This window comes from Streptomyces sp. PTL18, assembly GCF_059510295.1.
Window position 1 is genome coordinate 301,292 of the sequence record NZ_JCAJZO010000003.1, and the last position, 24,856, is coordinate 326,147.

Here is a 24,856-nt window from a genome sequence, read left to right on the forward strand (position 1 = left end):
CCCTCCGGACAGCGGATGGGGGGATTGGGGATATCAGGTGCGGTTCATCCGGTACGGGCCGCCCTTCACGCTCACGGGCGGGAGCCCTCGGCGGCATGGCCGCCTCGGTAAACGGATGGCGCGGGTGATGCAGCTCGACGAGGCCGATGGCTCCCCGTTTCGGGAGGGGGCCATGAAGAGGTCCCCGCACGCGCATTTCGCGGTTGGCGTCGGCGGACGGCTGCCGCGTACGGACTGGGGAACCACCCCGCCGGACGGGCTTACCCATGGGACGGGGGTGGCTCCCGTGTGTCGCAGGCCGAGCTCGTCCGACTGCGGGCGCGCACCCCAGGCGTCCAGCGCCTGGTGCGCAGCGCCTGAGGACGACCGGCTCAGAGGTCGGCGCCCCGGCCGTGCCGATCACCGGTGAGCCGGCTTTCCAGGCCCGTGATCAGTGTGTCCATCACGAGGCGGAACATGTGGTCCTGATCAGGGCCTTCCGGGGCTGCGTCCGGGGAGCCGGACGCTGCGTCCGCGGCCCCGTTTCCTTCGGCGTCAGGGCCGGGGGGCGTGAGGTTCGACCACTGGTGGAGCGAGCCGTTGAGTTCGGCGGTGAGAACGCCGATGACGACGGCGACCATCAGCGCGGCGATCTCCGGGACCTTTGACCGCGGCACCCCGGCAGCGGCCACGATCGCGGTGAGGGCTGTCCAGAACGGGTCGTCGGGCTGGATGAAGTCCGGCTGGTGGCTGAAGGAGTAGGCCACCAGCTCGGGATGACGGTGCGCCAGGGCCCGGAAGTCCGTGGCGAGCAGGCGGATGCGCTCCTGCCAGGGGGCGTCCTCCAGCGTCACGGTGCGGAACCGGGCGCCGACCCTTCTCGTCACGCCGCGCAGCACGGCTTCCTTGTTCGACACGTGGTGGTACAGCGACATCGGGTTCGCATCGAGCACGGTCGCGAGCTTGCGCATGGTGAGCGCCTCGACCCCGTCCGCGTCGATGAGCCGCAGGGCGGCGGCATAGATCCCGGCCTCGGTCAGGGGCACGTCCCTCTTCCTGGTTCCCCGCGGGGGACGCCTCGCTTTTTCCATACCACGTACGGTATCAGTGCCATACGTCGTATGGAAATGACCTTCATCACGGCGGTCGCTTGCGCGTCCGGGGTTGCGCTCCGGTTTCCGTACTGCGTATGGTTTCGATTCCGTACGACGTATGGTTCTGTCGTGTACCGCGGCATCGACCGGCGCCCTTGCCCTTCCCCCTTCTCCACGCAAAGGAGCAAGAACATGACCACGCACTCCGCGAACGACCTTCGCCCCATCCGGTCCCCGCGGGGGATCCCCCTGCTCGGCCACACGCCGCAGATCCCCGACACCAATCCGGTGGAGTACTTCGCCGAGCTGTCCAAGCAGTTCCCCGAGGGCATCTACGGCATGGACATCGCCGGCATCGAGCAGGTGTTCGTCTACGACCCGGACCTGGTGGCCGAGGTCTCCGACGAGACGCGGTTCTTCAAGCAGATCGAGAGGACGCCGCTGCAGCACGTCCGGGACTTCGCCGGCGCGGGCCTGTTCACGGCCCACCAGCACGAAGAGGAATGGGGCATGGCGCACCGGATCCTCCTGCCGGCCTTCAGCCAGCGCGCCATGAGGAATTACTTCGGGCAGATGCTGGAGATCGCCCAGAACCTGGCGGGCAAGTGGGAGCGCCGGGAGGGCCAGCCGGTCAACATCACCGACGACTACACCCGGCTCACCTTGGACACCATCGCCCTGTCGGGGTTCGGCTACCGGTTCGACTCCTTCGAGAAGGAGGAGCTGCACCCCTTCCTCAAGGCGCTGCTGGAGGCGCTGATCGAGTCGCTGCGGCGCTCGCAGGAGCTGCCGATGATGACCAAGCTCCGCAAGGCCGATGCCAAGAGGTACGGCGCGAACATCCAGATGATGCAGGAGCTGGTCGAGAGTGTGATCAAGGAGCGCCGCGAGGGGCAGTCCAGCGGTGAGGACGACCTGCTGGGTCTGATGCTGGAGGCCACCGACCCGGAGACCGGCAAGAAGCTGGACATCGACAACGTCCGCGACCAGGTGCTGACGTTCCTGATCGCCGGTCACGAGACCACCAGTGGTCTGCTGTCGTTCGCCACGTACTCGCTGATGCGCAACCCGTCCGTGCTGGCCCAGGCGTATGCCGAGGTGGACCGCCTGCTGCCGGGCGACACCGTTCCGGACTACGACACGATCATGCAGATGGACGTCATCCCGCGGATCCTGGACGAGACGCTGCGCCTGTGGGCTCCCATCCCGTCGTTCGGCAAGACGGCGCGGGAGGACACCGTCATCGGCGGCCGGTACGAGCTGAAGAAGGACACGAAGGTCCTCATCCTCGAGGGCCCGCTGCACACCCACCCCAAGGCGTGGGAGCGGCCCGAGGAGTTCGACATCGACCGGTGGCTGCCGGAGAACCGGGTCACGCAGCACCCGCACGCCTACAAGCCGTTCGGCAACGGCATACGTGCCTGCATCGGCCGCCAGTTCGCGCTCGTCGAGGCCCGCCTGGCCCTGGCGCTGGTGCTGCAGAAGTTCAAGTTCGCCGACACCAGCGACTACAAGATGGACCCCCGGGAGGCGCTGACGCGCAAGCCCGGCAACTTCGAGCTGGTCGTGCGCCGCCGGCAGGAGCACGAGCGGACCGTGTTCGGCGTCGCGGATGTGCAGACCGGCGACACGCAGGCGCGGGCAGCGGTCAGCGGTGTCGGGGTGAACCTGACCGTCGCCTACGGCTCCAGCCTGGGCTCCTGCGAGGACCTGGCGCGCACCATCGCCGACCGCGGTGAGCGCTCCGGGTTCGGCACCACGCTGGTGAGCCTGGACGAGCTGGGCGACAACCTGCCCACCGAGGGCCTGCTCACCGTGGTCGCCGCCAGCTACAACGGCAAGGCCCCCGACAACGCCCAGCGCTTCGACGACCTGCTGGCCGTCGGACTGCCGGAGGGCTCCCTGTCGAATGTGCGGTTCGCGCTGCTGGGCGCCGGCAACACCCAGTGGGTGGCCACCTACCAGGCATTCCCCAAGCGGATCGAGGAAGGTCTGCTGGCCGCCGGCGCCACCCCGATCGTGGAGCGCGGCATCGCGGACGCCGCCGGTGACTTCGACGGCATGGCCACGCGGTGGATGGACACCCTGTGGGCCACCCTGGCCGAGGAGTACGCCGCCGACACCTCCCAGGCCAGCGGCCCGCGCTACCAGGTCCAGCTGCTCAGCGAGTCCGACGTGCGCCCCGCGATCGTCTCCGAGCAGGCCTACCCGCTCACCGTGGTGGCCAACGAGGAGCTCGTGGCCGACGCGACCGGTCTGTGGGACTTCAGCATCGAGCCGCCGCGCCCGTCGGCGAAGTCCATCACCTTCGAGCTGCCCGACGGTGTCACCTACGACACCGGCAACCACCTGGCCGTCTTCGCCAAGAACGAGCTTTCCCTGGTGGAGCGCGCCCTGAGGCGGCTCGGCGTCGACTACGACCAGGTGCTCCGGCTCGACCAGCCGGACGGTGGCCGCACCCACCTGCCGGTCGGCACCCCGGTCACCGCCGGCATCCTGCTCACCGAGTTCCTGGAACTGCAGGACGTGGCCACCCGCTCCCAGATCCACACGCTCGCCGAGTACACCGAGTGCCCGTGGACCCGGCCGCAGCTCCAGGCCTACACGGCCGACACGCAGGAGGCCGAGGAGCGCTACCAGCAGGAGATCCTCGGCAAGCGCATCTCGGTGCTGGGCCTGCTGGAGCGCTTCGAGGCCATCGAGCTGCCGCTGGCGGTGTTCCTGGAGATGATGGGCCCGATCCGGCCGCGCTTCTACTCCATCTCCTCCGCCCCGTCGGCCAACCCGCGCCACGTCCGGCTGACCGTCGGGCTGCTGGAGGGCCCGGCCCTGTCCGGCGACGGCCAGTACCGCGGCACCTGCTCCTCCTACATCGCGGGCCTGGAGCCCGGTGACGTCGTCTACGGCTACGTCCGCGTGCCCTCCCCGACGTTCGCCCCGCCCGCCGACCCCGCCACGCCGCTGATCCTCATCGGCCCCGGCACCGGCATCGCGCCGCTGCGCGGCTTCCTGGAGGAGCGGGCGACACAGCACGCGGGCGGCACCCAGGTGGGCCTGTCGCAGGTGTTCGTCGGCTGCCGCCACCCGGAGCACGACTACTTCTACCGCCAGGAGATGCAGGACTGGGAGCAGTCCGGGATCGCCCGGGTGCACACCGCCTTCTCCGCGGTGACCGGCCACCCGGCCCGGTTCGTGCAGAACGCCATCGCCAGTGCGGCCGACACGGTGTGGCAGGCCATCGAAGACGGCGCGTACATCTACGTCTGCGGTGACGGCCGCCGTATGGCCCCCGCCGTCCGCGAGGCCCTCGCCGCCATCCACCGCGACAAGACCGGCGCCGACGACGAGACCGCCCAGCAGTGGCTCGCCCAGCTCGAGGCGGACGAGCGCTACCAGCAGGACGTCTTCGCCTGACCGCCGCACGCCGTCAAGGCGTGCGCCCCTCAGCCGCCGGGAGGCGTGCGGACGTCCTGCCTTCCCCGCACACCTCCCGGCCCCACCAGCCACTCAGACACCACAGGCACCCGCCGGCCCGAACCGCCGCGCGGTGCCGCTCACAGAAAGCAGATCACCATGGACACCATGCTCGCCGGACGCTTCCACCTGGACAGCAAGAAGTTCGCCGTGGAGGAAGTCCCGATCCCCGTGCCCGGTCCGGGCGAGGTCCTCATCGAGGTCAAGGCCGCCGGCGTCTGCCTCTCCGACGTCCACCTCCTCGACGGCTCCCTCGTCCCGATGTTCGCCACCTCCGACACGGTCACCGTCGGCCACGAGGTCTCCGGCGTCATCCACACCCTCGGCCCCGACCTCAAGCGCAACCTGACCATCGGCACCCGCGTCACCCTCGAGGCCGGCAAGACCTGCGGACAGTGCGCCGACTGCGCGCGCCACCGCCCCTGCATGCAGATGCGCACCGCAGGCATCGACTACGACGGCGGCTGGGCCGAGTACATGATCGCCCGCGAGGACACCCTCATCCCCATCCCCGACAGCCTCCCCTTCGACCAGGCCGCGATCATCCCCGACGCGGTCTCCACCCCCTACGCCGCGGTCGTCGCCACCGCCGGTGTCCGTCCCGCCCAGTCCGTCGGCGTCTGGGGCGTCGGCGGAGTCGGCGCGCACAACGTGCGCCTGGCCCGGCTGGTCGGCGCCGCCCCGATCATCGCCGTCGACCCGCTGCCCAGCGCCCGCGAGCGCGCCCTCGCCTTCGGCGCGGACCTGGCCCTGGACCCCGCCGCCCCCGACTTCGCCGACCAGGTACGCAAGGCCACCGAAGGACGAGGCCTGGACTTCGCCTTCGACTGCGCCGGCGTACCCGCCGTCCGCGAACAGGCCGCCTCCGTACTCGGCCTGGGCGGCTCCCTGATCCTGGTGGGCATCACCCCCAGGCCGCTGACCATCACCGAGGGCCTGACCTTCAACTACATGCAAAAGCAGGTGCGCGGTCACTACGGCGGCTTCCCCGAGTCCGTCTCCGAGCTGGTGCGGCTGAGCGCAGCCGGCCGCCTCGACCTGGCCCCCTCCATCACAGACCACCTCCCCCTCCTCGACGCGGCCGACGCGGTCAACCGTCTGGAGAACAAGATCGGCGACCCGATCCGCCTCATCCTCGTCCCCTGACGCCCGTCAGCAGGACACCAAGCCACCCTGGGCAGGGGTGAGTGGGCGCCGGTGCGTGAGGGAGCACCGGCGCCCACGGCTTTCCGGCACCAAGAATCCGACCGTCACCGGTCCTCGCAGCCACCGCTTCTCTGTTCAGCCCCCTTGAATCCGACGGCAGACCTTCCGATGTCCCTCCCCGGATGACTCGAAGCACCAGGAGTAAGACCCAATGAAGTCATTGAGAAGTGTGGTCCAGGGGCTACCTGTGAAGCTTGTCGGCGCGCACGCGACGTCCCTGCCCTTGATCATGAAGCTGCGGTACGAGCCGAGCGATCCCTATGTCGTCCGTGCCGCATTCACCACCGATGTCGACAGCGACGAGCTGGTGGAATGGATCATCGGCCGCGATCTGCTGATCGACGGCCTGCAGGGCCCCGCCGGCGAGGGAGACGTTCGCATATGGCCCTCCGGCGAGGAGGGCTGCCGCGACTTGTACATCCTTCTCAACCCGCCGTCCGGTACGGCCCTGCTCAAGGCCCCGGCGCAGGAATTCAAGGCGTTCCTGCAGGAAACCGAGGCAGTGGTGCCCAGGGGGGCCGAGCTCGGTCACAGCGACTTCGACCGCTTGCTGGCGCACTTCCTCGCCGAAGGGTGAGTCCCGTCACGTGCCCACCCGAGGCCGGCACCCGGACGTCTGCGTATCGGTGTTCGACCGCCGTGGTGAGTGCCCGCCATCATGGCGTCGAGGGCGGACGGCCGGCCTCGGTCAGGACGTTCGCCGTGACTCCGCGGCCGATCCGGGACTCCGCGGCCGATCCGGGCAAGACCGATCGGCAGGTCACCGCTGTCCATACGGTCTGTGGCGGTCGCCGTAGGAGGTGTTGAGCTGCTCGATGACGGGTGGACGGGGCCTCCTCGTCCAGGTCGAGTCGACATGGTTCCCTCCGACGTCAGGGTTCTTCCGTCCGTGCGGTCGTCCCGGCGGAGGGGCGCCGCTGACACCGACCCGAGATAGAACGATGGCAAAACATTTCGGTGACCGATGTAACCTTGGGGCATGGCCACCCACATGAGTCCTCACCCTCCCCGGAGGCGCTGGTCCGCGCTGCTCACCGCGGAGCGGCCCCGTCCCGAGGGCATACGGTCGCGGCCGAATGCCTGGTGGCTGGCCGTGGGCACGGTGTGTTTCGGCGCGTTCATGGGACAGCTGGATGCCAGCATCGTGACGCTGACCTATGGGAGCCTGGGTACCGAGTTCCGTGCTTCGCTGGCGGCGGTGGAGTGGGTGTCGCTGGCGTATCTGCTGACCCTCGTGGCGCTGCTGGTGCCCGCCGGTCGGCTGGCCGACGCGCACGGCCGCAAGCTGCTGTACCTGTACGGGTTCGCCGTCTTCACCCTCGCCTCGGCCGCCTGCGGGCTCGCCCCGTCACTGATGGCGCTTGTCGCGTTCCGCGTGGTCCAGGCGGCCGGGGCGGCCATGATGCAGGCCAACAGCGTGGCGCTGGTGACCACCAGTGCCCCGCGTGAGCGGATGCGCAGCGCGCTGGGCGTCCAGGCCGCCGCTCAGGCGCTCGGGCTGGCACTCGGGCCGACGGTGGGCGGGGCGCTGGTGTCGACGCTGGGCTGGCGGTGGGTGTTCTGGGTGAACGTACCGGTCGGGCTGGTCGCGCTGGTGGGCGGGCACTATCTGCTGCCGCGCACCCGGGCCCGGACGACGGTGGCGCGCTTCGACTGGGCCGGACTGGGACTGCTTGCCGTGGCGACCACCAGCGCCCTGATGGGCGTGTCGGCAACCTCCGGGCTGGCCGTGCCCGGATGGGGAGTGGCCCTGCTGTTCGTCGCGGCGGCCTGGACGGGCTGGGGCTTCGTGCGACGGCAGCAGCGGGCCGCCGCTCCGCTGCTGGACCTGGCTCTGCTGCGGGAGCGGACGGTGGTGTTCGGATTGGTCGGGGCGCTGAGCGGATACCTGGTGCTGTTCGGGCCGTTGGTGCTGGTGCCGGTCGTCCTCACCGCGCGCGGCTCCTCGGACCTGACCGCCGGGCTGGTACTCACGGCGCTTCCGACCGGGTTCGCGCTGGCGGCGACCGGCGGCGACCGTCTGCTGCCGCACTCTGTGACGGACCGGTGGCGGTGCCTGGCGGGGGCCGGCGTCTTCACTCCGGCCGTGGCCGCGCTGCTGGTCGTCCCCCTGACCATCGGCTGGCTGGCGCCCGTCCTGGCCCTGACCGGCGTGGGGCTGGGGACGTTCACCCCGGCCAACAACGCCATGATCATGGGGTCCATCCCGGCCCGTTCCTCGGGCACGGGAGGAGGGCTGGTCAACATGACCCGCGGTCTGGGCACAGCACTCGGCGTCGCCCTGGTCACTCTGGCCCTGCACCTGGGGAACGGTGGCGGGATACAGGCAGGGGCTCGGTGGGCGGCGGCCGTTCTGGTGGCGGCCTCGGTGGTGACGGTCGCATCGGCGTGGCTGAGTCGGAGCGGAGACCCGGGAGTGTCGCAGGCGACGCTGTGAGCAGCGGCGCGGAAGGATCGCGGAGGTGACCGCGGCCGGCCGCGCAGGGCTCAGCGGTCGCGCGGTGCGGCGAGTGCTGCGTTCAGGTCGGCTGCGCGGGGGCGGTCGTGGGGCAGTTCGCCGAGCATGGCCGCCAAGCTCCCGCCGACGGCCGCCCGCGTGGCATCAGGTGCCGCTGTCACACCCGCTCCCGGCCGGGCGTGCCGCTCACGATCGCGGTCGGCACGTGCTGTCCGTTGTCGCCGGGCGGGCAGGGGGCGTCGTCGCCGCTGCGGTGGGCGGTCACCGAACCTTCGCGGGCCGTCGGCTCGGGCGCCGGGTCCGTCCGAGCTGCGGACGGCGGGACCGTACCCGTGTGCCGCCCAGCTACCCTGGCCCCATGTCCGCGCAGCCCCACACCGAGGTCACCTCGCCCTCTCCCGGCCCTGCCGGAGAGGCACCGGAGGCCCGTCTGCTCACCGAGGCCGTCACCCGGCTGCGCCGGGCGCTGCGCTCCTCGATCCGCACCGACTACCCGTGGGAGACCCTCCCCATGGCACAGGTCGAGCTGCTGCAGGTACTCGGCGAGCACTCTCCCGCCCGGATCAGCGACCTTGCCGCCCGCCGGCGGCTGGCCCAGAGCACGGTCAGCGGGCTGATCGGCCAGATGATCACCTCCGGCCTCGTCGCGCGCGACGTCGACGCCGCCGACCGCCGCGCCTCCGTCGTCACCCTCACCGACGCCGGACGCGAGAAGCTCGCCGCCTGGACCACCGCCCACGAACGCCGCATCGACGCCGCACTCGCCGCCCTCGACGACAGCTCCCGAGCGGCCATCACCAACGCGCTGCCCGCCCTGTTCCGGCTGGCCGAACACCTCGGCGAGCCGGCCGACGGCGCGCCGGAGCGGTGACCGGCGACCGGGCACACGTCCGCAGGCCTCCTTTGGTGCGCTGAGTATCCGTATGCCCTGGCGCTTCGCGTGGCCGTGGCCCCGGCCCCGGGGAGCCGGCCGCACATGCCGGAAGCGCGCTCTCCCTCCCCGGCACGACGGAGCGGCCCGAGCGCTGCGGGCCGGTGGGACGACTTCGAGGACGGGCCGGTGACACCTCGCCGGGCTGCCGTCCGACGGCGCGGCGGGCTGACAGGCGCCGGCGAGTCCACCAGGGCGCGGGCCAGCCGGCCTTTCGCCCGGGATGCCCGTGCGGCTCGGCGGACGGTGCGGTGGGTGGCGGGGTCAGCCGAGGGTGAAGTAGGCCAGGCTGCCGAGGCCCGCCACCGTGCAGTAGAGGGCGAACGGGATGAGGGTCCGGTTCTCGAAGTACCGGACCAGGTACCGGGTGGCGAGGTAGGCCGCCACGAAGGCGGCGATGCTGCCCATCAGCAACGGGCCGCGCAGACCGCTGCCTTCCGCTCCGAGGAGCGGGGGCAGCTTGAGCACGGCTGCTCCGCCGATCACCGGTGTGGCGAGCAGGAAGGCGAACCGGGCGGAGTCCTCGTGGCTCAGGCCGCGGAAGATTCCCGCGCTGATGGTCGAGCCGGAGCGGCTGATGCCGGGGAACAGGGCGAGGATCTGTGCCGCGCCGATCGCCATGGCCTGAGGGATGGTCATTTGGGTGATGCGCTGATCGGACAGTTCGTCCGGTGCCAGGTCCGTGTCTCCCGCCGCCGGCTGGACTCCTGCCCGCCGCCGCCCTGTTCCGCCGCGGCGCAACTGCTCGGTGACGAAAAGGACGATGCCGTTGAGGGCCAGGAAGACCGCCGTCGGGACGGGGCGCCCGAGTGTCGTGCGGAACACCTTGTCGAGCGCGACGCCGGCGACGCCCACCGGGATGCAGGCCATGATGATCAGCCAGGCCAGCCGCTGGTCCACGGTCTGGATGCGTCGCTGGGTGATGGACGTGGACAGCCCGCGGATCACCCGGAGCCAGTCCCGCCAGAAGTAGACCACCAGCGCGAGGGCCGTGGCCAGATGGAGGCCGACCAGTTCGTTCAAGTAGAGCGAGCCGCTCGCGGAAACGTCCAGATCGCGCTTCCAGTGCCCGCCCAGCAGCGCGGGTATCAGGATGCTGTGCCCGAGGCTGGACACGGGGAACAGTTCGGTGACGCCTTGCAGCAGGCCGACGCCCACGGCTTCCGGATAGGTGAGAACGGACATGGGCGACCCTTGCTCGATGCGGGCGGCAGGTGGGTGACACTGGTCGGCCTTCGGGCCGAATGCCGGATCAGGCGGAACCTACTACACGGCTGTAAAAACTGGGTCACGGGCGGGGTGTCTTCACCTCGGTGCCCCCCACTGTTCACCTGTTGCGGACCTCCGGGCTGTCCGAGTTGATCTCCCTGTCCGGTAGGACCGTTCGCCCCTGTTCCGGCTTGTGCGTGCTCGGGACGGCCGGGTCGTCTGTGGCGGCTGCGCCGTGTCCGGTGTCAGTGGCCGCTGTGATGCTGGCGGCATGACCCCTTGGAACCTGCTCGACCTCGACAAGGCCCTGCGTGTCAGCTGGGCCGCCGACACCTGCTCGCCCGACGATCGGGCCGACTGGGAGCCCGGCAACCCGGCCTGGGGGCACTGCGACATCACGGCCTTGATCGCCAACGACGTCTTCGGCGGCGATCTCGTGGTCGGTGAGGTGCACCTTGACGGGACCCAGCATGGCTTCCACTGGTGGAACCGGTTGCCCAGTGGCGTGGAACTCGACCTGACGCGCGAGCAGTTCCGGCATGGACAGACTGTCACGGCCGCTCGTGTCATCGAGCGCCCGCCGGGCCCTTTGCCCCGCCGCTGGGAGGAGTACCTCCTTCTGCGCGAGCGTGTCGTCGAGCAGCTCGGTTCGCTCCCGGGACCTGTCTGACGGACTGCGGTCAGCCCGTCTGGTTCGGCAGGACGAGGCCCCGGCCGCTGGTCGCCCGGGCAGCCGCAGTGAGGAGCCCTCGGCCCGGCGGCGCCGTTGCCGGCGGCGGCCGTGAGCTCCCGTGTCGCAGCTCGAACGGCACGTTGACGTGTTCCGTACACCGTGGGTCCGCCGGGTCGGCGGGTCAGCTGCCGCCGGCGGCCTCTGGCTGGTGGGCGGCGGCGTCCAACTGGTAGGGGACGCTGGTGACCATCACGCCGGGCATGAACAGCAGCCGGGTCTTGAGCCGCAGGGCGCTCTGGTTGTGCAGGAGTTGCTCCCACCAGCGGCCCAGCACGTACTCGGGGATGATCACGGTGACGACGTCACGGGGGCTGTCGCGGCGGATGCGGCGGACGTAGTCGAGGACCGGGCGGGTCACCTCCCGGTAGGGGGAGTCGAGCACGACCAGGGGTACGTCGAGGTTGTGCTCGTCCCACTGCCGCTTGAGCTCGTCGCTCTCGTGCGGCTCGACGGAGACGTTGAGGGCCTCGATCTGGTGGGGGCGGATGGAGCGGGCGTAGCCGAGGGCCCGCAGGGCGGGGGCGTGGATCTGGGAGACGAGAACGATCGCGTGGTTGCGGGACGGCGGCTGGGAGGGGGCGGTCGCCGGGACGGAGAGTTCCCTGGCGACGCGGTCGTAGTGGCGTCGGATGCCCTGCATGGCGAAGAACAGCAGGGGCATGGCGATGGTGACGATCCACGCGCCGTGCAGGAACTTCGTCGCCAGCACGATCACCAGTACCACGCCGGTGAAGAAGGCTCCGGTGGCGTTGATGGCCTGCGAGCGGCGGATACGGCGCCGGGCGGACGGGCCGGTGGTGTGGGCGAGCTCCTTGCTCCAGTGCTTCACCATGCCCGCCTGGGAGAGGGTGAAGGAGACGAAGACGCCGACGATGTACAGCTGGATGATCGAGGAGACGTCCGCGTCGAAGGCGATGATCAGGCCGATCGCGGCGAGCGCCAGCAGGATGATGCCGTTGGAGAAGACCAGCCGGTCGCCGCGGTTGTGCAGCTGGCGGGGCAGGAAGCGGTGCTGGGCGAGCAGCGAGGCGAGCAGCGGGAAGCCGTTGAACGCGGTGTTGGCGGCGAGGATCAGGATCCCGGCGGTGAAGGCCTGCACGTAGTAGAAGAGGAACGTCGCGTTGCCGAAGGACGCCTTGGCGATCTGGGCGAGCGCGGTGGGCGTCGAGGTGCCTGCGGGCAGGCCCAGCTCGGTCGGGCTGTCCGCGACGTGCACGCGGTAGAGCAGCGCCAGGACGGTGATGCCGGCGAACATGGTGATCGACATCGCGCCCATGATGACCAGGGACATCGCGGCGTTGCGGCTCTTCGGCTTCCGGAAGGCGGGCACGCCGTTGCTGATCGCCTCCACGCCGGTCAGCGCGGTGCAGCCGGACGCGAAGGCGCGCATGCCGAGGAAGACCAGGGCCAGGCCGGTGAAGGTGCCGGTGGCGTGGATGGTCAGGTGGGCCGACTCGGCGCGGACGGTTTCCCCGGCGGCCAGGCGTACGGCGGCGAACGCGAACATCGCGTAGATGCCGAGCACGAAGCCGTAGGTCGGTACGGCGAAGGCCCGCCCGGACTCCTTCACACCGCGCAGGTTCATCAGCGTCAGCAGCCCCACGGCGGCCACCGACAGCTCGACCGCGTACTTCGACAGGGACGGCGCGGCGGAGGTGATGGCCGCGATGCCGGCGACCACGGAGACGGCCACGGTCAGTACGTAGTCCACGAGCAGGGCGCTGGCCGCCGTCAGGGCGGCGGTGCGGCCGAGGTTGTCGGTGCTGACCGCGTAGGCGCCGCCGCCGTTGGGGTAGGCGTAGCAGGTCTGCCGGTAGGAGGAGATCACCACCACCAGCAGCAGGATGATCGCGGCGGCGATGTACCAGGTGAGATGGAGCAGCTGGGTGCCGCCGTAGGCGAGAATCAGCAGGATCTCCTCGGTGGCGTACGCGACGGAGGAGAGCGGGTCGCTGCAGAAGACCGGGATGGCCAGCCGCTTGGGCAGCAGGGTGTCGGAGAGCTGGGCCGTCCGCATGGGGCGGCCGACGAGCAGGTGCTTCGGCAGCGGTCTCACATCTGGCGATGCTAGGTGTGCGGTGGACACGCCAGGCAGCACCGGACGCCAGAAGGCCATCAAAGGTGCGTTAAGATCCCGCGATCGGCGTCATGCCTGCTCAGCTGGGCCCCGCTGGGAACCCCGTCCGCACGCCCCGAGGACGCGGACGTCGCCCTTCCGGCGCTACGGCGACGCTCCACGCGGCAACGGCGTCGGTCTCGGCCTCGCCGTCGCCCGCGGCTTCGCCGAGGCCATCGGCGGCACCCTGACCCGAGGACAGCCCCGGCGGCGGCCTCACCATGGTCCTCCCCCACCTCCCGGCAGCCCCGGCCACGCGTCTGCCGAAGCCGGGACTCCGGTGACCGCCGCGCCCCGGACCCCGTCGCGTGCGGAGGCCGGACATTGCCGGGTCCCGGCAAGCCATCCTCCCGGGAAGTGCAGGCCGGCAATCTGTCAAAGACGCATCAAGAGCAGGTAAGGTTCCCAACGGTGTGCCGGGAAGTCTGGTCGGCGAGCAGGGGATGTGGTCTCTCTTCCGATCGGGGACGTTGCCGGTGGTACTCGTTGCTGTCTTCGGGGTGGCGCTGCTGATCGCGGTGCTGCTGTCCGGGCTCGCCGCCCGCACCGTGCTGTCCACCTCCCTCCTCTTCCTCGTCGGTGGCGCGCTGGTCAGCGACGGTTTCCTCGGGCTGATCCACATCACACCGGACAGCGGGATCGTGTCGGTCACCGCCGACCTGGCGCTGTTCGCGGTGCTGTTCACCGACGGCCAGCACGTCTCCTTCGCCAAACTGCGCGCCAACTGGCGCAACCCGGCCCGCGCGCTGGGGTTGGGCATGCCGCTGGCGTTCGTGTTCATGGCGCTGATCACGCACTTCCTGGTCGGCCTGGACTGGACCACCTCGTTCCTGGTGGGCGCGGTGCTGGCGCCGACCGACCCGGTGTTCGCCTCGGCGATCGTGGGCCGCAAGGAGGTCCCGGCCAAGCTGCGTGAACTGCTCAACGTGGAAAGCGGCGTCAACGACGGCCTGGCCCTGCCGGTCGTCCTGTTCCTGATCGCCGCCGCCGGTCCCGCCGCCGGGCACGCGGACGAGGCGTCGATCGGCCGGATCGCGCTGGAACTGGCCCTGGGCCTGGCCTTCGGCGTGCTGCTGCCGCTGCTCGTCAACGGGCTCGTGCGCTTCCCTCTGCTGGGGGCCGAGCCGAAGCTGCAGCCGCTGCTGCCGCTGGCGACCGGAGTCATCCTGTACGGGCTGTGCCACCTCACCCACGCCAACCCCTACCTGGCCGCCTTCTCCGCGGGGGCGGTGTTCACGGCCGTGTCGCCGGAGGCGAAGGAGGCGTTCGAGCCGCTGGGCGAGGCGTTGGCGGAACTGGCGAAGTTCGCCGCGCTGCTGGTGTTCGGGGCGCTGCTCACGCCGCGTCTGTTCGGGGACCTGTCGTGGCAGGGATACGTCGCGGTGGTTCTGGCGATCGTCCTGATCCGCCCGGCCTCGCTGCTGATCTCGCTGGCCGGTACCCGGTTCGAGCGGCGCGAGAGGCTGACCGCGGCCTGGTTCGGGCCGAAGGGCTTCGCTTCGGTGGTGTACGGGCTGCTTGTGCTGCAGTCGGGCATCCCGCGGGCGGAGCAGGCGTACACGCTGATCGCGGTGTGCATCGCCTTCTCGATCGTGGCGCACTCCAGTACCGACGTACCCCTCGCCCGCATGTTCGACGTCGAGGACCTGGTCGGCATCCCCGAGGACGAGAGCGGCCAGGACGGCCTCGAGGCCGGACAGGAGGGGAAGACCGCCGTATGAGCGATTGGCACAGCTGGGCGGCCGTGACCGTGTTCGTCGGCGCGTACGGACTGATCATCAGTGAACGCGTCCACCGCACGGCCGCGGCCCTCGGCGGCGCCGGGGCCATGCTTGCGATCAGCGCCACCGACGACAGGGCGGCGTTCTACTCCGAGCACACCGGCATCGACTGGAACGTCGTCTTCCTGCTGCTCGGGATGATGGCGATCGTCGGCATACTGCGCCAGACCGGCCTGTTCGAGTACCTGGCGATCTGGTCGGTGAAGCGGGCCCGCGGCAGTCCCTTCCGGGTGATGGCCATGCTGGTCGTCATCACCGCCGTCGCCTCCGCGCTGCTGGACAACGTCACCACCGTGCTGCTGATCGCCCCGGTCACGTTGCTCGTCTGCGAACGCCTCGGTCTGGCCTCCGCGCCCTTCCTGATCGCAGAGGTGTTCGCCTCCAACATCGGCGGAACCGCGACGCTGGTCGGCGACCCGCCCAACATCATCATCGCCAGCCGGGCCGGACTGACCTTCAACGACTTCCTCGTCCACCTGGCCCCGGTGGCAGCCGTCCTGACGGCGGTGCTGCTGGGGCTGTGCCGGGTGATGTTCCGCAAGGTGTTCGTCCACGACGAGGAGCGCGCCGGGCAGGTCATGGCGCTGACCGAGCGCGAGGCCATCCGCGACCCGCGACTGCTGTGGCAGGGTCTGGCCGTCCTCGCCCTCGTCGTGGCAGGCTTCGTCCTCCACCCGGTACTGCACTACGCGCCGAGCGTGGTCGCCCTGCTCGGCGCCGGCCTGCTCGTCGCCGTGTCCAGGCCGGATACGCGGCAGGTCCTGAGCGAGGTGGAGTGGCCCACCCTCGCCTTCTTCGCCGGCCTGTTCGTCATGGTCGGAGCGCTGATCGAGACCGGCGTCATCGGCGAGCTCTCCCGCGTGTTGGCCAGCGCCACCGGCGGCCGCGAACTCGGTGCCGTACTCATCCTGCTGGGCGGCTCGGCACTGCTGTCCGGCATCGTGGACAACATCCCGTACGTGGCGACCATGGCGCCCATCACGGCCGACCTGGTCAAGGACCTGGGCGGCGCGGCTGACGGTCACCACGTGCTGTGGTGGGCCCTGGCTCTCGGTGCCGACCTGGGCGGCAACGCCACCGCCATCGGTGCCAGCGCCAACGTCGTCGTCCTGGGCATCGCCGAACGCAACCGACAGCCCATCTCCTTCTGGCAGTTCACGAAGTACGGCCTCGTCGTCACCCTCACCACCGTCGCGATCAGCGCTCTGTACCTGTGGCTGCGCTACTTCGTACTGGCCTGACGCACTGTCGGTGATGCCTGACGACCAGCGGTGGCACACCGAACGCGGAGGCCGCCGTCCTCTTGTGAGGGGGCGTCGGCGGTGGTCGGACCACGTCGAACGGCGGTGCTGTGGCGCCGGCGGCGTGGTCCGCTGCGGCGGCGCAGCACCGCCGTCGAAGCGCGGATCGTGCCCGCCCCCGCAGACTCGCTTGGTCGCCGACCGGGGGACCGCTCGTGTGATCAAGAGCCGGGAGTGTCCAACATGCCCGTCTTCCCCAGGAGCTCATGCAGCAGGTGCGAGGCGGTGACGACTCCGAGCAGACGTGTGCCGCCCTTGCCCTTCTCCGCGACCGCCACCAGCGGACTGCGCACCCGCGCCATCAGCGCGGCCACCTCCAGCGCCGTGTCGTCCGGATCAGCGATCGGCGGTGGCGCCGCCGTGCTGGACAGACACTCGCCGACGCGGCGCCCGGCCAGCGCCTGGCACAGCCGGTCGGCGTGCTGCTCGTCGACGACCGCGGCCAGCGTGGGATCCTCGATCACATAGGCGGGAACCAGCACCTTGACCATCTGGGAAGCCGGCAGGATCGCCTTCGGCTCGCCGCGCTCGTCCAGCACGAGCAGCCCGGGCAGCTTGTGCTCGGCCATCAGCCGTGCCGCCTCCAGGGCGTCGCTGTCGACGCTCACCGACTCGTATTCCACCGCCAGGTCACGTGCGCGCACGGTCGGCTCCTCGTCTTTCCTCGACGTCCCAGGTCCCAGCGTCGTACGCGTCCTGCCCGCGCGCCAGGCCGTCGAACGGAACCATACGGAACAGCAACGGAACACCCCGGACGCGTGGCGGTTCCGGCAGGAGGTCCTGAGCCGCCGGGTCTGGAACCGGAGGACGGCCTGGACCGGACACGCCGCCGCGGCTCGGCGCACGCGCTCCAGCCGGTCCCCGGCACGGCCGGGCTGTTCAAAGCCCCTCCTCCCCGTGCGGGTGCCGTCGTGGCCACCGGTGCGCCACCTGGCGGGGACGGTGGTGACGGTCAACCGGTCGTGGGCGGGAGAGATCCGCCGGCATGGGACATGAGGTGCGGCCGGTGCAGATGGCGCGAGGGGGTGCGTTCGATGATCAGGAAAGCGGCGTCGTCGGTGAGCTGCTCGCCGGTGTGGTCGAGCAGGTCGCGGTGAAGGTGGTGCAGCAGGGCGTCGGGGCTTGAGGCGGGGCAGGAGGCGACCCGTTCGGCGAGCGGGTAGAAGGCTCCGGTCGGTGAGCGGGCTTCGATCACGCCGTCGGTGTAGAGCAGCAGCATGTCGCCCGGTTCCAAGGTGAACGGGTCGGTGCGGTCGTTCCGTGTACAGAGGGCGCACAGGCCCAACGGGGGCGCGGGTCGTCGGGAGTTCAGGACGGTCACCTGGTCTCCACGGATCAGCAGGGGTGGCGGATGGCCGCAGTTGAGCATCTCGGCCTGCGGGCCCTGGTCGTGGATGTCGATCATGACAGCGGTGATGAAGTGCTCGCCGGCGTCGTGCGCGGTGTCGGCGACCTCCTCCAGGTTCCGGCAGACGCTCTCTTCGACGGCGGTGACGAGCTCGGGCAGGGAGGCGTACCGGTGAGCGCCCTCACGGAACGCGCCCATCACCACCGATGCCTCGCCGATGGAGGCCAGTCCGTGGCCTCGTACGTCGCCGATGAGGACCCGGGTGCAGGGTTGATCGGTGCGGGCGACCGCCAACAGGTCGCCCCCGATCTGGGCCTCGTCCTCGGCGGCCAGATACAGCCAGGCCACCCGCAGGGGTCCGATCCGGCGGGGTGGAGGCCGCAGCAGAATCCGCTGTGCCGTCTCGGCCACCGACCGCACCCGGCTCAGCTCACGGGTACGCCGCTCGCGCACGTAGGTGATGAAGACCACCAGAGCCGACAACACGGCCAGCGCGATGAGCTGCGCCACGTGGTTGGTCGTGGTCAGCCCCCCGTGGAATATCGAGATGATCACCAGGGCCGCCTGCGCCAGAGCCCCGACCAGGGCGGTCAGCCGCGGACCGGCGAAGGAGGCGGTCAGAGTCGGCGCGATGACCAGCAACGGGCCCAGATGGACACTGGTGCCGATGCCGATGTCCGTCACCGTGATGGCCACGATCAGTGCGAGCGCGATCACCAGCAGCCCGCGCTCCGCGCGCTGCTCCAGGACGGGGTCTTCCGATATCCCTCGTGCACCCATACGGCCTTTTTACGCCTGTTTTGACCGTTCGCGCGCTCCGCGTCGTGTCCTGTCGCGGCCGGTACGGCTCGCGGCGCCCCCCTGAGGCGGGACGTCGAGTGCTGCCCGTGATCGCTGGTCGCCGGCCCCGGTCGGCGGGGCCTGGTTCGAGGCGGTGCCGTGGAGGTGGGCGGGTGGCGGTGGGCGGCGTCGCCGGCGATCAGTACGCGGCCGTCGTCGGGCCCGTGGTTGAGGTGGAAGACCATTCCTCGGACTTCGGCCCAGGTGGTCGGAGCCCATGGCTGCCGCATCGTCGGGCGGTCGCCCGCGGCGGCTGCCTGTGCCGGCCACCCGAGTCGAAGATCGAACGCCTTCGCACCGTTGCGCCAAGGGAGCGTCAAGAGGCTGGTGGGCGGCCATACTTGACCATGCGGGGGCGCCCCGTGACGGCCTGATGCGGGGAGGCGATGTGAGCGGTGACGGCAAGGGGCTGGGGAAGGTCGAGGTCAGGCTCAAGTGGGACCCGAGCCCGCTGGGGGAGCCGCCTCGTCATCTCGACATCATCGCCGCGACCTACTCCGTCGACGCACCCCACGGGCGGCCGGTGTACGTCGTCCACTGGGACAGCCGGTCGCCGGACGGCACCATCAACATGAGCCGGCACAGCCGCACCGGCATGGGCTTCGGCTTCGTCGAGGTGATGGTCCTCGAGTTCGACCGGCTGTCGGAGGTCTACGGGAGGGTGGTGGTCGGGGTGGTGATCCACCAGAACGGCGGGCCCCGTACCTTCGGCGACATGTCGAACGCCGGGGTCCTCGTCGCCCAGAGGTACACGGAGCTGCTGAAGGACGACTTCGGACGGGTCACCGACTCGACCGCCGCGACGGTGGCGGAGTTCACCCGGGACGGGACCGGAGCATGGCGGTTCCGCGAGATGATCCGCGGATTCGACAGCGACCCGGTGGCCTTCACCGCGGAGATGGGCAGCGCCCGCCCGTGACGTCGGGGCATGGCCCGCGACGGGTGTCGGTCCGCTTCGGCGCGCGCCTCGATGTCCTCGATGCCGGTGGGCCGGCCGGCACGGTTCCACCGGACGTACCGGCCGCCCGCGATCAGGGGTGTGGCCACCCTCGACCGGATCGGCCGGCCTCGCAGCAGGTTCACCACAAGGGTGAACGCCGCGGCCGCAGACCGGGAGACCGGCGAACACCGCGACCGCGTGGAACGGCACCAGTTCCTGCTCCTGGTCCGCCGCCGCCGCCGCGACGATCACAGCGGCGGCCGCCGGGTACACCGCGAACGACCGGCCGGTACGGGGTGTGGTGACGGTTGGCCCGGCCCGGCACCGGCGGCAGCGCACCCGGCCGGTCGGCCGTGCCGGACCGCGCCCTTTCCAGGCCCGGTCCGGCCCGGAAGGGAGGAGTGGGCGGCGGCGAGCAGCAGCGGGGAACCGGTCAGCTGGACCGCACCCCGGAGCCGGGAGGCGTTGCAGCACCCTTCGCCGAGTCGCCTCACTGCTCCTTGGACCCGGCCGCCTCCCGGGCACGGCGGTCGGTGGACGGGATGCGCGGGTCGGTGGCGCGTGTGATGGCGGACTCGACCGCGGCCACCCGGTCGGCGAGGAGGCCGAGGGCGGCCACGACGGGCTCCCCCGCACGAGCGACGCCGAGGGCTCGCGGGAGGGTGACGGGGTCCTCGGCGGGACCGCCGAGGACCTGCGTGCGGACGTAGGCGGCCTTCACCTCGGCCCAGCGTGCCGCTTCCCCGGTGGTCAGCGTGTGGCGCAGTTCGGCGAGTTTCAGCAGGTTGGCCTCCGCGCCCGTGGTGAGGGTCTGGGCCTCCGCGGTGAAGTGGTCGTCGACGACGGCGGCGAGTTCGGCGTCGTTCATGACGGGCCGCAGGCGTTGGGCGATCTTGTTCATGGTGCGGTAGGAGCCCTGGAGCCGGAAGGGCGGCTCGGTGCGCGCGGCGTCGGACTGTGCGGCGGAGGCGATGTAGGCGGCATTGACCGCGAGGACCGTCCTCCGCACGGTGAGCAGGTGGCGCAGCACGGCCACGATCTGCTCGACCTCGGCGGGAGCATAGGGGGACGTGAGCCGGTCGGCGCGGGCGGCGGGATCGTCGGCGGCGAGCCGGACGAACAGATCGAGGTCGCGGCGGTCGCGTCCGGCGAGCGGGGCGAGCACCGGGTTGGAGGTGAGCGCGTTCTCCAGGAAGCTGTGCGCGAAGACGTCGTCCTTGCCGGTGAGGACGTCGCCGAGGTTCCAGACGTCGGCGCGGTTGGCGAGCATGTCGGGGACGTGGAAGCGAGCGCCGGACTCCGTGTAGGGGTTGCCGGTCATGCAGACCGCGAAGCGCTTGCCGCGCAGGTCGTACGTGCGCGGCTCGCCGTCCCACACGCCGTCGATGCGACGGGTGGCGTCGCACAGGGGGATGAACTTCTGCAGCAGCTGCGGTGAGGTGTGCTGGATGTCGTCGAGGTACAGGAGCGTGTTGTTGCCCGCCGCGAGCGCGAAGTTGATCTTCTCGATCTCCCGGCGGGCTGTGGCGTTCGGGGCTTCGGCCGGGTCGAGCGAGGTGACGGAGTGGCCGAGTGCGGGGCCGCTGACCTTGACGAGCATCAGGCCGAGGCGGTCGGCGACGTACTCCGTCAGCGTCGTCTTGCCGTAGCCGGGTGGGGAGACCAGCAGCAGGAGGCCGCCGGTGTCGGTGCGCCTGGTCTCCCCCGCGGTGCCGAGCTGCCGGGCGAGGCTGTCGCCGATGAGGGGCAGGTACACCTCGTCGATGAGGCGATTGCGCACAAAGGCCGCCATGGAGCGCGGACGGTGGTCGTCCAGGTGCAGTCGGGTGCGTTCGGCGGCGATCAGGGCGGTGCGCCGGCGCTGGTAGCCGCGGAACGCGGGTACCTCCACCTCGGCGAACCGCTTGGTCCGGGCGAGGAACTCGTCGACGCGCAGGGTCAGGGTGCGGCCGGTGATGCGCGGGTGGGTGCCGAGCAGCCCCTCGGCCGTGGTCACCGGCGAGACGCCGGAGTCGTAGCGGACCAGGTCCGGGCACAGCTCGGCGGCCACCGCCTCGGCCAGGTCCCCTGTGGTGGCCTCCGTGCCGGTGGAGGCCGCGTACGCCGACAGCCACGCCTCGGCGAGCTGGCGGCGGGCGGCGAGGTCGTCGAGTGCGGCCAGGTCCTCTTCGTAGGCCGACGCCGCCACCGTGTGCCGGAATGTGTCGAGCAGGGTGCGGGTGGCGGTGCTGATGACGAAGCCGTCGGGGCCGGTCGTCAGTTCCTCGAAGAGGTACGACGCCGCCGGGGAGGCGAGCTGCCCGGCATCCGGGGACCAGGCGCCGATCGCCGATGCCAGTTCCGCCTCGAGCTCGGCGATCGCGGGCGTCGGGCCGAATGTGTCGCGGGCCCGGGCCAGGGACACCGCGCGCCGGGTCCACGTCGCGCGCGCCTCGGCCGTCGTGCCGTGCGTCCAGAAGAGCTGGGCCAAGGCGCGGGCCGCGGGCTCGTGGCGCAGCGGACCGGCCTGTTCGTACACGGACAGGAGCGCGGTGAGGATCAGGGTGGCGTCGTGGTCGTGGACGCCCCGCTCGTAGCCCTCGTCGTACGCCTCCTGGGCCGCCCTGCGGACGAGGTCGGGCAGGTCGCCCTCCGCCAGGGCGGCCGGGCCGTGTTCCCTGAGCAGGCGGGCGGCGAGGTGTTCGGCGCGGTAGACCTCCGGCGACTCGGACGGCAGGGTGCGCTCCCAGTACGGGCGCGTGGCGGCGAAGTCCGGGTCGGTGACCGGTGAGCGGTAGTCGGTGCCGGCGAGTGCGAAGGCGAGGCCGTCGCCGTGCGGGACCAGGGTCAGGTCGAGGGGCTGGGTGGTGACCGTGAAGCGGTGGCTGCCCAGGCGGATGGTGCGCCCGCCGTCGGCGTACAGGTCGGTGCGGTCGCGCAGGGCGCGGACCGCCTCCTGCCGCGCGGTCTTCAGGCGGCCGTCCAGTTCCTCCGCCCGGACGCCGTCGCCGAGTCCGCGCAGTTCGTCGGCGGTGTGGCGGACCTTGGCGACCATCGGGTCGGAGGCGAAGTAGGTGGCGACCGCGTCCGCGTCGACGAGTGTGGCCGCGCGCCGGGCGATCGTCTCCAGGATGCGGGCGGCGGAGGCCGCGAGCTGTTCGGCGCGGCGGGCGCGGGTGTCGAGGAGGCTCTGCTTGCGGGCGGAGAACGCCTCGTGGACCTCGGTGCGCCGGCCGGCGAGCTCGCTCAGGAAGTCCTCGAACTCCGCGAAACGGGACTCCAGGTTCTCCAGCCGCACCAGCGTGCCCGCCAGCTGCTCGTCGCACGCCTCCGGGCTGTCGGCCACCGCCAGCGCGCCGGTGACCGCCTGGCCGAGCAGCGCGAACTCGGCGGCGAACTCGGCGCGGCCCTCGCTGTCGCGGAGGGTGCGGCGGCGGGCGTCCAGGGTGGCGCGGGCGCGGTTGGCCCCGCCCAGCACGTCGGCGATGCGCTGAAGGACGGATGTGCGGACGGTGGCGTCGCCGATGTCGAGGCTGTTCACGACGTCGGTGACCGTGCGCAATGTGTCGGCGAGGTCGTCGAGCCGGGCCGCGACGGGTGCCGCCTCGGCGACACTGCCGATCGACTCGGCGTCGGCGACGAGCTGTGCGACCTCGCGGTGGTGCTCGGCGAAGGCGTCCTCGCGGGCCAGGAAGGTGACGGCCCGCTGCCCGAACGCGGCGAGGTCCGCTTCCGCCTCGGCTGCGAGTTCGTCGATGCGGGCGGCGTCGGCGTACCGCATCTCCCTCAGCGTCAGCAGGTGCCCCTGGGCGTGCCGGAGTTCGGTCAGCCCGCTCACCCAGGCGGCCGCACCGCGCGGCGCCTCGCCCCGCAACCGGCGCACCACCGCCGCCAGACGGCCCGATGCTTCCTCGAGCGCCTCGGCGGCCCGGCGGGTCAGTGCCCGGACGGTGCGGAACTCGGCGAGCACCTGCTCGGCCGTGTCCCTCACGGCGTCCAGTGCGGTCCGCAGGTCGCCCAGGTCCTCCTCGTCCAGCCAGTGGTGGTTGTCGGTCGCGCGGACGCAGGCGGCGGCCAGAGCCTCGTACACCTCGGTCGTCGGCGTGGTCTCGGCGGCCGCGCGGCTGATGGACAGGCAGTCGGCGATGCCGCGCACGAGGTCGGCGTTGCCGACGCGGCCCAGCGGGCCGGTGCCCGTGCGGGCGGCGTGGGTGTCGGCGGCGTAGGGGGAGGTCCACTGCTGGAGCGGGTGCGTGCGGGCGGGGGCGTCGCCGTCGGCCCGTAGCGTCATCAGGGTGCCGTCGTCGAACCGGGCCCAGCCGTGACAGGTCAGCGGGGTGGCGACCTCTTTGCGGATCGTGTTGTACGACAGCAGCAGGCTGCGTCCCTCGGCGCGCGCGTGGAAGGCGAACAGGACGTCCTCGCCGTGGGGCGAGCGCACCTCGCGCTCGAATTCCAGGCCGGTCGTGTCGAGGTCGTACGTCTTGTGGGCGCCTCCGGCCAGGCAGTAGCCGCCGGGGAACACGATCCCCTGGTCCTCGGGCAGGCGGCGGCACGCCTGCCCGATGCCGTCGAGACGCACCACGGACTTGGTGAGGGTGTCGAAGACCAGGTAGCGGTGGGCTTCCTCCTTGTAGGGGCGGACCCGCAGCAGGCTCAGCGCGCCCACGCGCGCGTGCGCGATGTCCGCATCGGCCAGTGACTGCAGCGGTTCGTCAACAGGCTCCGAGTAGATGCCCCGGTCCGTCTCGGTGTCGTTCTCCGCCTTGATCGTCAGCGTCCCGCCGAGGGTGTCGACGAAGACCTCGCCGTGGACGGACACGTGCGGGTGGCGGCCCAGGATGTGGTCCTCGCGAGTCGCCTCGGTCCACGCGATGTCGTGGGAGGGCGGCAGCACGTGATCGCGGTCGCCCCGCGCGTCCAGGAACGTCACCTGCCCGTCGTCGGCCAGCGCCCAGCGCAGCACCCTGATGTCGTCGGTCTTCTCACCGGTCTGGAAGACGGCCAGCAGCTTGCCGTCGATGCGGCGGAGCCGGAGCAGGCGGGCTTGACGGTAGTAGCGGTGGAGGGCCCCGAACTCCCGTACGAAGGCCGGGTCGTCGAGCAGTCCGGGTACCGCGTCCTCGGGCAGCCGGCCCAGGTCGCGGTCGTACAGTGCGAGGACCTCGCCCACCTCGGGCTCGGGACGCGTGCCGTGGTACCCGAACAGCAGGCGCTCCCCGACCGCCACGACGTCCCGGGCAACGCAGGCCTGCTCGGTCCGCAGCCGGCCCGTCGCGGTGAGGTCGAGCCGCGTGGCACCGAACTCCTCGACGCGACGGGCGTTGAGGAACTCGGCACCGCGGGCGAGTTCCGCCGCTCGTGCGGTGAGCCGGTCGCGCAGCACCTCGTACGTTCCGGTGTCGACGGCGTCGTACGAACCCGTCTCCAGGGCGGTTGCCATGGATCGTGCGTCCCTTCCATCAGG

General features: G+C 71.2%; 17 protein-coding genes and 1 pseudogene. 10 read left to right on the forward strand and 8 right to left on the reverse strand.

All coding sequences use genetic code 11. The features are described 5' to 3' along the window. Positions 1–371: 371 nt before the first annotated feature. Positions 372–1,025 (reverse strand): TetR/AcrR family transcriptional regulator, encoded by a 654-nt coding sequence (locus AC5WS8_RS08320; RefSeq protein ID WP_496102643.1) that lies wholly within the window; start codon positions 1,023–1,025, stop codon positions 372–374. A 240-nt stretch (positions 1,026–1,265) separates the two neighbouring features. On the opposite strand from AC5WS8_RS08320, the gene AC5WS8_RS08325 reads away from it, so the two are divergent. The 4 genes from AC5WS8_RS08325 (at position 1,266) to AC5WS8_RS08340 (ending at position 8,190) form a co-directional block, all read left to right on the forward strand. Beyond that, entirely contained in the window at positions 1,266–4,487 is a 3,222-nt protein-coding gene (locus tag AC5WS8_RS08325) for a bifunctional cytochrome P450/NADPH--P450 reductase (protein WP_496102644.1), read from the forward strand. A 159-nt stretch (positions 4,488–4,646) separates the two neighbouring features. Further along, positions 4,647–5,693: a zinc-binding dehydrogenase gene (locus AC5WS8_RS08330; RefSeq protein ID WP_496102645.1), complete on the forward strand. Its 1,047-nt coding sequence runs from the start codon at positions 4,647–4,649 to the stop codon at positions 5,691–5,693. A 247-nt stretch (positions 5,694–5,940) separates the two neighbouring features. Then, positions 5,941–6,330 carry an SsgA family sporulation/cell division regulator gene (locus AC5WS8_RS08335; protein WP_496102646.1) on the forward strand — a complete coding sequence of 130 codons (390 nt, stop codon included), beginning with the start codon at positions 5,941–5,943 and terminating at the stop codon, positions 6,328–6,330. Between the two features lie 402 nt (positions 6,331–6,732). Further along, the gene (locus AC5WS8_RS08340; protein WP_496102647.1) at positions 6,733–8,190 is read left to right on the forward strand and encodes an MFS transporter; all 1,458 of its coding nucleotides are present in this window, start codon (positions 6,733–6,735) and stop codon (positions 8,188–8,190) included. 50 nt (positions 8,191–8,240) lie between these two features. On the opposite strand, the gene AC5WS8_RS08345 is transcribed toward AC5WS8_RS08340, so the two are convergent. After that, positions 8,241–8,372 carry a hypothetical protein gene (locus AC5WS8_RS08345; protein ID WP_496102648.1) on the reverse strand — a complete coding sequence of 44 codons (132 nt, stop codon included), beginning with the start codon at positions 8,370–8,372 and terminating at the stop codon, positions 8,241–8,243. Between the two features lie 197 nt (positions 8,373–8,569). Between AC5WS8_RS08345 and AC5WS8_RS08350 the strand changes: the two genes are divergently transcribed. Continuing rightward, positions 8,570–9,082, forward strand: coding sequence for a MarR family winged helix-turn-helix transcriptional regulator (locus AC5WS8_RS08350; RefSeq protein ID WP_496102649.1), 513 nt, complete (start codon positions 8,570–8,572; stop codon positions 9,080–9,082). A gap of 324 nt (positions 9,083–9,406) precedes the next feature. On the opposite strand, the gene AC5WS8_RS08355 is transcribed toward AC5WS8_RS08350, so the two are convergent. Continuing rightward, a complete protein-coding gene (locus AC5WS8_RS08355; protein WP_496102650.1) occupies positions 9,407–10,327 on the reverse strand; it encodes an undecaprenyl-diphosphate phosphatase in 921 nt (306 codons plus the stop codon). 295 nt (positions 10,328–10,622) lie between these two features. Here AC5WS8_RS08355 and AC5WS8_RS08360 point away from each other — a divergent pair, with 295 nt between their 5' ends. Then, complete coding sequence (locus AC5WS8_RS08360; protein ID WP_496102651.1) at positions 10,623–11,021, forward strand: YunG family protein; 399 nt, start codon at positions 10,623–10,625, stop codon at positions 11,019–11,021. 184 nt (positions 11,022–11,205) lie between these two features. On the opposite strand, the gene AC5WS8_RS08365 is transcribed toward AC5WS8_RS08360, so the two are convergent. Continuing rightward, complete coding sequence (locus AC5WS8_RS08365; protein WP_496102652.1) at positions 11,206–13,140, reverse strand: APC family permease; 1,935 nt, start codon at positions 13,138–13,140, stop codon at positions 11,206–11,208. 154 nt (positions 13,141–13,294) lie between these two features. On the opposite strand from AC5WS8_RS08365, the pseudogene AC5WS8_RS08370 reads away from it, so the two are divergent. The 3 genes and pseudogenes from AC5WS8_RS08370 to AC5WS8_RS08380 all read left to right on the forward strand — a co-directional run. Beyond that, positions 13,295–13,484 (forward strand): annotated as a pseudogene (locus AC5WS8_RS08370) (ATP-binding protein); the annotation flags it as partial. A gap of 192 nt (positions 13,485–13,676) precedes the next feature. After that, entirely contained in the window at positions 13,677–14,921 is a 1,245-nt protein-coding gene (locus tag AC5WS8_RS08375) for a cation:proton antiporter (protein WP_496102653.1), read from the forward strand. Next, the gene (locus AC5WS8_RS08380; RefSeq protein WP_496102654.1) at positions 14,918–16,222 is read left to right on the forward strand and encodes an ArsB/NhaD family transporter; all 1,305 of its coding nucleotides are present in this window, start codon (positions 14,918–14,920) and stop codon (positions 16,220–16,222) included. Before AC5WS8_RS08375 ends, AC5WS8_RS08380 begins: the two co-directional genes overlap by 4 nt. Before the next feature lie 221 nt (positions 16,223–16,443). Here AC5WS8_RS08380 and AC5WS8_RS08385 read toward each other — a convergent pair whose 3' ends face one another. The 3 genes from AC5WS8_RS08385 to AC5WS8_RS08395 all read right to left on the reverse strand — a co-directional run bounded on the left by AC5WS8_RS08385 (position 16,444) and on the right by AC5WS8_RS08395 (position 18,700). Next, complete coding sequence (locus tag AC5WS8_RS08385) at positions 16,444–16,926, reverse strand: CBS domain-containing protein (RefSeq protein ID WP_496102655.1); 483 nt, start codon at positions 16,924–16,926, stop codon at positions 16,444–16,446. 308 nt (positions 16,927–17,234) lie between these two features. Then, the gene (locus tag AC5WS8_RS08390; RefSeq protein WP_496102656.1) at positions 17,235–18,410 is read right to left on the reverse strand and encodes a PP2C family protein-serine/threonine phosphatase; all 1,176 of its coding nucleotides are present in this window, start codon (positions 18,408–18,410) and stop codon (positions 17,235–17,237) included. Continuing rightward, positions 18,344–18,700: an FAD-dependent monooxygenase gene (locus AC5WS8_RS08395; protein ID WP_496102657.1), complete on the reverse strand. Its 357-nt coding sequence runs from the start codon at positions 18,698–18,700 to the stop codon at positions 18,344–18,346. Before AC5WS8_RS08395 ends, AC5WS8_RS08390 begins: the two co-directional genes overlap by 67 nt. Before the next feature lie 158 nt (positions 18,701–18,858). On the opposite strand from AC5WS8_RS08395, the gene AC5WS8_RS08400 reads away from it, so the two are divergent. Next, entirely contained in the window at positions 18,859–19,389 is a 531-nt protein-coding gene (locus AC5WS8_RS08400) for a TerD family protein (protein ID WP_496102658.1), read from the forward strand. Between the two features lie 511 nt (positions 19,390–19,900). Here AC5WS8_RS08400 and AC5WS8_RS08405 read toward each other — a convergent pair. Then, complete coding sequence (locus tag AC5WS8_RS08405) at positions 19,901–24,832, reverse strand: DNA repair ATPase (RefSeq protein ID WP_496102659.1); 4,932 nt, start codon at positions 24,830–24,832, stop codon at positions 19,901–19,903. Between the last annotated feature and the right edge of the window lie 24 nt (positions 24,833–24,856).

Bases quoted from the DNA above. Each gene is read 5' to 3' on its own strand.
- AC5WS8_RS08325 (WP_496102644.1), top strand. From the start codon at position 1,266: ATGACCACGCACTCCGCGAACGACCTTCGCCCCATCCGGTCCCCGCGG.
- AC5WS8_RS08340 (WP_496102647.1), top strand. From the start codon at position 6,733: ATGGCCACCCACATGAGTCCTCACCCTCCCCGGAGGCGCTGGTCCGCG.
- AC5WS8_RS08395 (WP_496102657.1), bottom strand. From the start codon at position 18,700: ATGCGGCAGCCATGGGCTCCGACCACCTGGGCCGAAGTCCGAGGAATG.
- AC5WS8_RS08405 (WP_496102659.1), bottom strand. From the start codon at position 24,832: ATGGCAACCGCCCTGGAGACGGGTTCGTACGACGCCGTCGACACCGGA.
- AC5WS8_RS08360 (WP_496102651.1), top strand. From the start codon at position 10,623: ATGACCCCTTGGAACCTGCTCGACCTCGACAAGGCCCTGCGTGTCAGC.
- AC5WS8_RS08380 (WP_496102654.1), top strand. From the start codon at position 14,918: ATGAGCGATTGGCACAGCTGGGCGGCCGTGACCGTGTTCGTCGGCGCG.
- AC5WS8_RS08350 (WP_496102649.1), top strand. From the start codon at position 8,570: ATGTCCGCGCAGCCCCACACCGAGGTCACCTCGCCCTCTCCCGGCCCT.
- AC5WS8_RS08390 (WP_496102656.1), bottom strand. From the start codon at position 18,410: ATGGGTGCACGAGGGATATCGGAAGACCCCGTCCTGGAGCAGCGCGCG.
- AC5WS8_RS08330 (WP_496102645.1), top strand. From the start codon at position 4,647: ATGGACACCATGCTCGCCGGACGCTTCCACCTGGACAGCAAGAAGTTC.
- AC5WS8_RS08355 (WP_496102650.1), bottom strand. From the start codon at position 10,327: ATGTCCGTTCTCACCTATCCGGAAGCCGTGGGCGTCGGCCTGCTGCAA.